Origin of the sequence: Corallococcus carmarthensis, from assembly GCF_003611695.1 — a bacterium.
Taxonomy (GTDB): Bacteria; Myxococcota; Myxococcia; order Myxococcales; family Myxococcaceae; genus Corallococcus; species Corallococcus carmarthensis.
The window spans coordinates 20,898-27,431 of the sequence record NZ_RAWE01000132.1 but is presented as its reverse complement, the minus strand read 5'-3'; the positions used below and the strand labels follow the sequence as shown (position 1 = coordinate 27,431).

The 6,534-nt window shown below is 71.4% G+C and carries 6 protein-coding genes; all 6 read right to left on the bottom strand.

From position 1 onward, the window contains the following. Positions 1 to 484: bactofilin BacP (gene bacP / locus D7X32_RS28520; protein WP_244239232.1), on the bottom strand; the 484-nt coding region annotated here is incomplete at its 3' end. Positions 485 to 487: 3 nt separating this feature from the next. Next, on the bottom strand, positions 488 to 811 hold the full coding sequence (locus D7X32_RS28515) for a bactofilin family protein (RefSeq protein ID WP_002636698.1): 324 nt from the start codon (positions 809 to 811) through the stop codon (positions 488 to 490). Between the two features lie 64 nt (positions 812 to 875). After that, entirely contained in the window at positions 876 to 1,217 is a 342-nt protein-coding gene (gene bacN / locus D7X32_RS28510) for a bactofilin BacN (protein WP_120537550.1), read from the bottom strand. 53 nt (positions 1,218 to 1,270) lie between these two features. Beyond that, entirely contained in the window at positions 1,271 to 2,107 is an 837-nt protein-coding gene (locus D7X32_RS28505) for an alpha/beta hydrolase (protein ID WP_120605714.1), read from the bottom strand. Positions 2,108 to 2,119: 12 nt separating this feature from the next. Then, the gene (locus D7X32_RS28500; protein WP_120605713.1) at positions 2,120 to 4,006 is read right to left on the bottom strand and encodes a tetratricopeptide repeat protein; all 1,887 of its coding nucleotides are present in this window, start codon (positions 4,004 to 4,006) and stop codon (positions 2,120 to 2,122) included. Positions 4,007 to 4,011: 5 nt separating this feature from the next. Next, on the bottom strand, positions 4,012 to 6,510 hold the full coding sequence (locus D7X32_RS28495) for an ATP-binding protein (protein ID WP_120605717.1): 2,499 nt from the start codon (positions 6,508 to 6,510) through the stop codon (positions 4,012 to 4,014). Positions 6,511 to 6,534: the final 24 nt, after the last annotated feature.

Here is a 6,534-nt window from a genome sequence, read left to right as displayed (position 1 = left end):
GCGTCGGGGCGGTGCGCGGCGGGGCGGCCGGCGGCGTCGGAGGACGCGGCGGGGTGGCGCCCGGACGCACCGTGGGACGCGTCACCGCCTGGGGACGGGTCACCGCGGGGCGCTCGGCCGGCAGACGGCCCGGCTCCACGTCACCCATGTCCACGCGGCCGCGGAAGCTGGCGCCGTCCACGATGATGACGCGGGGGGCGCGGATGTCGCCCACCATGCGGCCCTCGCGGGTGAGCTCCACGCTCTCGGTGGCGTTGATGTTGCCCACCACCACGCCGCTGACGATGGCGTTCTTCACCGCCACGTTGGCCTTCACCACGCCGGACGGCTCCACGATGAGGGTGCGGCTGAGGGTGAGCTCACCCTCGACGCGCCCGCGGACCGTGAGGTCCTCGTCACCCGTGAGCCGACCGCTGATGAGGATGGAAGGCCCCACCACGGTGTTGTCGACGGAGTTGCCTGCAAGCTCCTTGGCGGTGGCCACGGATCAGCGCTCCTTCATGTCCATGTCGACGTTGCCCTTGAAGGAGGCACCGTCGGCGATGAGGATTCGCGGGGCCTTGATGTCGCCCACCACGCGGCAGTCCGTCTTCAGCTCGACCTTGTCGCTGGCGACGATGTTGCCCGTCACGCGGCCGGCGATCTCCACGTTCTGCGTCTCGATGTCCGCCTCGACGACGCCCGAACCCTCCACGTAGAGGCTCTCCTTGAGGGAGATCTTCCCCTTCACGGTGCCCTGGATGACCAGGTCTTCGTCACCGGAAATCTCCCCGTCGATGACGATGCTCGAACCAATGACCGTATTCGCCATGAGTGTTGTCCGCCTTCTCGAAGCTGTACGCCTGGGGGGACCGTGGGACGGACCCCGGTGGATGCTAGATGTCGTCCGGCAACTTCACGTCCATCTCGATGGAGCCGTTGAACACGGCACCATCCTCGATGACGACCCGCGGGGCCTTGATGTCGCCCGCCACCTTCGCCGAAGCGTTGATGGCCACGCGCGTGGAAGCGTCGATGTTGCCGCTCGCCTCGCCGTTGATGGTCAGTTCCTCGGCGCGGATGTCCGCCTGCACCTTGCCGGTGCCTTCGATGGTGAGGTGGTTCTTCAGGGCGATCTGCCCCTCCACACGCCCTTCGATGACCAGGTCCCCTCCGCCCGTGAGGTTGCCCCTGATGACGATGCCCTTGCCAATGATGCCCGTTTCACCCTGTGCCATGAGGTGATCCTCGCCAGCGCCTGCTCCGTCGGGAGCGGGGCGACCTGATTATGTCAGAGATGCGCGGAGATCCAGCCGGAGATGTCCTGGAACACCGTCGCGCGGTCCCGCTCGTTGAGCGGCTCGTGCCGCATGCCGGGGTACTCCTTGAACTTCTTGTCCGCCGTCCCCGCCGCCTCGAAGAAGGCCCGCGCCGCCGCCGGCAGCGCCACGCCATCCTCCTGGCCGCACAGCACGAACAGCGGCACTTGAATCTTCGGCGCCAGCGCGAGCGTCTGCGCCTGGGCGGCCGTGGACTCCACGAACCAGCGAGGCGTGGCGAAGGGCACGTACAGCGGGTCCGCCCCGACCGCCTTCTGGATTTCCGGGTCGGTGCTGAGCATCTCCGGGGCCAGGCCCGAGGCGACCTTCATCCACGGCACCACCGTGCCCACCATGCGCGCGGCCATGACCTTCGCGGCCGGAGGGGTGATGGCCAGCTTGAGGTAGGGCGCGGAGAGGATGGCGCCGGTGAGGCCGTCCATGCCCTTGGCCAGGGCGTGCGCGGCCATCAGGCCGCCGTGGCTGTGGGCCAGGAGGAAGATCTTCTCCGTGCCCGCGGCCTTGCGCACGCGCTGCCAGAAGCCGTCCAGGTCGTCCAGGAACTCGGTCCATTTGCTGGCGTAGGCGCGCCGGCCGTCCGCGCGGCCGTGGCCCCGGTAGTCGAAGCCGTGCACGGCGAAGCCGTCCTGCACCAGCGCGTCGATGACGGGCCGGTAGCGGCCGATGTGGTCGCCGTAGCCATGGACGATGGCGACATGCGCGCGGGGAGCCGCATCCGGCAGGTCCAGCGTCCAGAACAGCCGGGTGTTGTCCTTCCCGGTGAAGAAGCCTTCGTCGTGGCGGGCCATGAGCCCGGGACCTTAGCGGCCCTGCGCCGTCGAGGGTAGCGCCTTCAACTTGCGCTCCAGGGTGGTGCGCTGATCCGCCGGTTCGGCGGCCTCCGGCTCCAGCGTCAGCACCTCCAGCGCGCGCTTCCAGGTCCGGACGGCCTCCGGGGTACGTCCCGCCTTGAGGTACGCGTCCCCCAGGTGCTCCAGGATGGCGGGTTCGTCCGGGGACAGGTCCACCGCGCGCTCCAGCACCTCCACGGCCTTCTTCGCGTCGCCGCGCTGGAAGTGCACCCACCCCAGCGAGTCCACGTAGGCCGCGTTGTCGGGCCGGAGCGCCAGCGCGCGGCGCACCAGCCGCTCCGCCTCGTCCAGGTCCCGGCCCCGCTGCGCCAGCACGTAACCCATGAAGTTCATCGCCGCGGAGTGGTCCGGCTTCAGCGCGAGCACCGCCCGCATGCGCGAAAGCGCCCCCGCCACGTCGCCCTGGCGCTCCAGCAGCGTCCCCAGGGCGAACTGCAGGTCCTGGTTCTTCGGCGCCTTCGCGACGGCGTCCCTCAGGAGCGCGAGCGCATCTGGAGCCCGGCCCTGGCGCTCCAGCAGGGTGGCCAGCGCGTCGTACGCCATCGCCCCACCCTCCCCCGCCAGCGCCTCGCGCAGCACCCCTTCCGCCTTCGCGGCCGCGCCGGCACGCTCCAGCGCCCGCGCGTAGCCGACGCGGACCTCCACGTCATCCGGTGCCTCCGCCATGGCAGCGCGGTAGAGCGCCTGCGCGCGCGGATGGTCCCCCGACAGCGACAGGCAGCGGGCCTGGCGCACACGCGCGTCGGGGAACACCTCCGAGTCCGGGGGCACGCCCGCGAAGTCCGAGGCGGCGGCGGAGAAGCGGCGCATCCGCTCCGCGACGAGGCCCGCGTAGTACGCCAGCCGGGGCTCGTCCGGCGCGTCCTTGCGCGCGGCGTCCAGCACCACTTCCGCGGCGGCGGGCTCTCCCGCGGCCAGGTAGCTGAAGGCCACCCGCACGGCCAGCTCCGGGGACGCGGACAGCGACAGCAACCGGTCGAAGTACGCCCGCGCCCGCGTCACCGAACCGCCCTTCAGCGCGGCACGGCCCGCGGACAGCAGCACCTCGCGGCTGTCCGGATCCGCCTCCAGCGCGCGAGCCAGCGCGTCCTCGGCTTCCTTCGCCCGGCCGGAGTCCTCGTAGAGGCGGGCCAGCGTGGACCACACCTCCACGTCGCCCGGGTCGCGCTCGGAGGCCTTCACGAGCAGGCGTTCGGCGCGGGCCGCATCACCGCGCTCGGCGAGGACGAGCCCCAGCCGCCGGTAGCCGGAGGGCTCTCCCGGCAGCGCGTGGGCCAGCGCGTCCACCACCTTCACCGCCTCGTCGGGGTCCTTCGCGTCGAGGTACAGCTGCGACAGGACAAGGTACGCCTCCGGGTCGCGGGGACGCAGGGCCATCGCGCGGCGCAGGTGCTGGCGCGCGCGCGGCGCCCGGCCGGACTCCATCAGCACCCGGCCCAGGAGCACGTGGGCGGCGTAGTGCGTGGGGACCTTCTCCACGGCCCGGCGCAGCTCGCGCTCGGCGCGGTCCAGGTCTCCCAGGCGCGCGTACTCCTCGCCCAGTTGGGTGAGGAGGTTCGGGTTGCCGTCGTCGGTGGCGAGCGCCAGCCGGAGCTCATCCACCGCGGCCCGGTGGTTGCCCTCCAGGTGCAGCAGGCGCGCCTGGAGGTAGTGCGCGTAGCTGGCGGACGACGCGGACGGCTCGTCGTCGAGGTCGCTCGAGTCCATGGCCTCGCGCATCGCCTCGCGGTCGACGTGCGGGGACGGGACTTTCCTCGCGGGCGCGGCCCCCGAACCTCCGGCGGCCAGCGCGAGGCACAACACGGCGGCACGGCTGAGGAGCGGGAGCGGGCGCACGCGGGCTAGTGGACCTCGGGCGGGGGCGCCCCCAACTTCTCCAACAGCTTCTCCACCGGATCGCTGTCCTGGCTGACGTCCGCCATGGCGGCCCGGTACTCGATGGAGGTCACCTTCTCCACGTCCGGCATCAGGCGGTTGATGACCGTGCGCGCCGCGTCGGCGTTGCACTCGGGCAGCACCACCGCGAAGACGCCCAGCCCCAGGTGGGCGATGGAGTCCGGGTGGCGAACACGCTTGCGCATCACGTCCCCCATGTTGGGCGGCATGGCGTCCAGTTCGCGGTCCGGACGGAGCACCGCCAGCGTGAGGGCGCGGTGGTAGCGCCGGCTGCGGGCCACTTCCTGCTCCAGGCGCAAGAGCAGGCCGCGGCGGTCGAGCAGGCCCGTCGCCGGATCGCTGCCGGTGCGACGCTGGAGCGAGTTCGTCTTGTCCTGCTGCTCCTTCTCACCCTGGCGCAACTTGAGCGCGCGCTCGGTGCGGTTGAGCAGCTCCACCGCGTTGAAGGGCTTGGCCATGTAGTCCACCGCGCCCAGGTTGAGCGCGCGGACCTTGTCGGCCACGCCCTGGTGGGCGGACAGGAGGATGACGGGGATGTGCGCCGTGTCCGACGAGGACTTGAGCGCCATGGCCGCGTCCAGGCCGTCCAGCTTGGGCAGGAACACGTCCATCACCACGAGGTCCGGCCGGGACGCGCGCGCCTTCGCCAGGCCCTCCGCGCCGTCGCGCGCCACCTCCACGCGGTACTTCGAGCGCAGCACCTCCGACAGCACCGCCGCGATCTCGGGCTCGTCCTCCACCACCAGCACGCGCGGCTGCTCGGGCGCGGCGCCGGGCGCGGGCTGAGGCCGGGGGTTGCGCGCGGCCTCCTGCGCCAGGGGCAGCGTGAAGACGAAGGTGCAGCCGCCCTCGGCCGGGCTCTCCGCCCAGATTTCACCGCCGTGCAGCTCCACGAACTCCTTGCAGATGGCCAGCCCCAGCCCCGTGCCCTTGGGCCCGTGACGGTAGCGGTCGAAGACGAGGTGCAGCTCATCCGGGGGAATGCCCACCCCGTTGTCGCTCACCATCACCCGCACCGCGTCGCCGTCCGGCCGCGACAGCCGCTGCGTGCGCACCACGACCGAGCCCGGGTCGCTGGCGTGCTGGATGGCGTTGCTGATGAGGTTCTGCAGCACCTCGTGCAGCTTCACCTCGTCGCCAATCAGCATCAGGCTGTCAGGGCACTCGGAGCGCAGCGCCACGGCCTTCTCCGCCGCCAGGATTTCGAGCTCCGCCACGGCGTCGCGGCACAGCTGCGCCACGTCCAGAACGCGGGGCTCGATGGACAGCCGCGCCGCCTCGCCCTTGCCCTTCTCCAGCAGGGACTCGACCAGGGTGAGGATCTTCCGGCCCTGGCGGATCATCGCGTCCGCGGACTGCTTCTGCTGCGCCTCCAGCGGCCCCTCCAGGAGGAGCCGGCCGTGCCCCAGGAGCACCTGGAGCGGCGCGCGCAGGTCGTGGCTGCACACCGCGATGATCTCATCCTTCAGGCGGTTGAGCTCCTTGAGGCGGCGGTTCGCGTCGTTGAGCTCGCGGTAGCGCTCCACGTACGCCAGCTCCAGGTCCTCGCGCTTCTTCTTCACCGCCGTGTGCAGGCGCGCGTTGCGGATGGAGTTGGCGAGCACGCCCGCCACGGCCTCCGCGAACTCCTGCTCGTCACGCCCGATGGACGCCTCGCCCTTCGACACGCGCAGGAAGAGCGCGCCCAGGAGGTCATCCTGACAGATGAGCGGCTGCACCAGGATGGACTTCACGCCCTGCGGCAACAGCGACGTGCGCACCTCCGCCATCAGCGGGTCGCGCTGCGCCTCTTCAATCAGGACGGGCTGGCGCGTCTCCAGCGCGCGGCGCAGCTCCGGGTAGCGCGCCACCTCGATGTCCAGCTGGACGAGGCTGGGGTCCTCCTGCGTCGCGACGACCGTGGCCGTGCGTGCGTGGCTGCCCTCCACCAGCACCACGGAGCAGCGGTCCGTTCCCGTCACCTGGCCGACCTTCTCCACGGCGATGCGGAGGATCTCCTCCAGCTCCAGGGAGCTGGTGGCCGCCTGGGTGATTTCGAGCAGCATCCCCATGCGCATGCGGATGCGCTCTTCGCGCTCCTTCAGCCTCCAGGCGCGCAGGGCGGACTCCAGCCGGGGCACCAGCTCATCCGCGCCGCGCACGAAGTCGTCCACCGCCAGCCGCTTGAAGGCCTCCGCCGAACGCGCGCGGCCCTGATCCACCAGCACCGGCAGGCGGTTCAGCTTGTCCACCTTGCGCACCGTCTCCAGCAGCTCCGCCGCCCGCTTGGCCGTCACCGACAGGAGCACCACCTCTGGCTGGAGCTGATCCACCATCTCCGCCAGCCCGGTCTCCCGTTCAGTGGAGGCGCACTGGTAGCCACTCGCCGTGAGCCGCTCCACCAACGCGTCACCCGCGGCCTTCGCCGCGAGCACCAGCACCCGTCCCCTTTGCTCCGACGACAGCATCTCGATCCTCACGGCGCGCCT

What these genes read in the sequence shown, in the direction of transcription:
- D7X32_RS28515 (WP_002636698.1), bottom strand. Translation starts at nt 811, where the DNA reads ATGGCGAATACGGTCATTGGTTCGAGCATCGTCATCGACGGGGAGATT.
- bacN (WP_120537550.1), bottom strand. Translation starts at nt 1,217, where the DNA reads ATGGCACAGGGTGAAACGGGCATCATTGGCAAGGGCATCGTCATCAGG.
- D7X32_RS28505 (WP_120605714.1), bottom strand. Translation starts at nt 2,107, where the DNA reads ATGGCCCGCCACGACGAAGGCTTCTTCACCGGGAAGGACAACACCCGG.